The organism is Vibrio sp. 10N.222.46.A1, from assembly GCF_041473595.1.
GTDB lineage: Bacteria > Pseudomonadota > Gammaproteobacteria > Enterobacterales > Vibrionaceae > Vibrio > Vibrio tasmaniensis_A.
Genome location: NZ_JBFRSN010001312.1, coordinates 1 through 1,178, shown reverse-complemented (window position 1 = coordinate 1,178; position 1,178 = coordinate 1). Strand labels below are relative to the sequence as shown.

1 protein-coding gene is annotated in these 1,178 nt (G+C 45.1%); it reads right to left on the bottom strand.

Going from position 1 to position 1,178, the window contains the following annotated elements; genetic code table 11:
* Positions 1 to 88 precede the first annotated feature (88 nt).
* A complete protein-coding gene (locus tag AB4496_RS26165) occupies positions 89 to 868 on the bottom strand; it encodes a hypothetical protein (RefSeq protein ID WP_009844927.1) in 780 nt (259 codons plus the stop codon).
* Positions 869 to 1,178 lie beyond the last annotated feature (310 nt).

The following is a 1,178-nucleotide window of genomic DNA, read 5'->3' as shown; positions in this document are numbered from 1 at the left end:
CCATAGCTTAGTTACCGCTTGTTAGGACGCTAAACCATAGATAGTTAAACCATGGCTAGTTGAACCATAGATAGCTCACCCTAGTGCGTTAAAAGAACCACTTCACGCCGACTTCTGCTTTTAGCTCGTAGTCACCTTCTAGCGTAACGCCCGTTGGCAGAGTCACATCTGCAGATGCGTATTGGAGCTTCGTCATTAGCCACTGAGTTCGGTCTTCCTTAATAGGAGCATTCATCATGATGTTGAAAGACGTCGACTCAAGTTCAACTGTGTCGCCAGAAACGTTCATGTATTCAGGCCATGCTTGAACAAACGCGCCAGAATCTCCCATTGGGATAGTAGCAAACAGGTTTAGCATGTAGCCGTCTGCCGTTTCACCAAACACTTCACCAATGGTGTAGTTTACGTTTGGAAACAGCATTGCACCGCCGGTATAAGCAGGGTTAATCAAGCCAATAGCACCGACAGACATCAAGGTATTGTCATCCAAACCCAGTGCCGAGTTCTTAGTGTGGATGAAGTCCGCCATGAAGCCAACACGTGGCATCAATGAACTATCAATTGCTGACACTTGGAAATATTGAGCTCGGCTACCAAGGTAGTCAACGCCCATTGAATCTTTGCCCGGCTTAGCATCTGAGTCGCCAAAGTTGCCTTCGATAAAGCCACCGAACTGAGTCGTTTCAGACCATGACCCAGTTAGCATTGAAGACAAACGGATATCAGCGTCAGAAGTAACAAAAAAAGCAGCTTGTGTATAAACGCGAGTTAGATCCGATGGATCAATCACTTGGCTTTCTTCTTCATTCGCCAAAGCAGTACCAGACATTGCAGCTAACATTGAAGCGGTCAATAATAGTTTTTTCATGTGTAAACCTTATTCTCATTGGAGCCATAGCCGCTTCCGTACTCACATGGCTCAGATTTAAAAACGGGTCAGAGAAATACTCCCTGCCTCCCTCAATTATTAGACGGTAAAAACAATCTTTAAAATTCATAACGAGGGGTAAAAACCATCAATAAAGCAGCAACACACCTTTGCCGTCACTTTATTGAGGCTATGAGTTACTGTTGTTTCGTTTTAAGCTTTTCACGGAGTGTTTGGAAAATGGCATAGAAGCCCGGAGTCATCATCGAACCGACCACCAACACCATCAACATGCCACCCAGCAATGCCA

Bases quoted from the DNA above. Each gene is read 5' to 3' on its own strand.
- AB4496_RS26165 (WP_009844927.1), bottom strand. From the start codon at position 868: ATGAAAAAACTATTATTGACCGCTTCAATGTTAGCTGCAATGTCTGGT.